At 67.8% G+C, this 255-nt stretch carries 1 protein-coding gene; it reads left to right on the top strand.

The window, feature by feature from the left end:
* On the top strand, window positions 1-255 hold a 255-nt coding region (locus G8O24_RS43250), incomplete at both ends, for a response regulator (RefSeq protein WP_188108481.1).

Here is a 255-nt window from a genome sequence, read left to right as displayed (position 1 = left end):
GCCTCGCGGCGCTGCGTGCGCAAACCTTCGACGTGGTGCTCACCGACATCGAGATGCCCGACATGAACGGGTTCGAGTTCGCCGAGACGATCCGCTCGGACAGCAATCTCGGCGCGATGCCGATCATTGGCCTGTCGGCGCTGGTGTCGCCGGCGGCGATCGAGCGCGGCCGTCAGGCCGGCTTCCACGACTATGTCGCCAAGTTCGACCGTCCCGGTCTGATCGCGGCGCTGAAGGAGCAGACCGCGGGTGCCG

It is taken from the genome of Bradyrhizobium campsiandrae (assembly GCF_014529705.1).
Lineage (GTDB): Bacteria > Pseudomonadota > Alphaproteobacteria > Rhizobiales > Xanthobacteraceae > Bradyrhizobium > Bradyrhizobium campsiandrae.
Note: the sequence above shows the minus strand (reverse complement) of the source record. Positions and strands in the feature narration are given on the sequence as shown.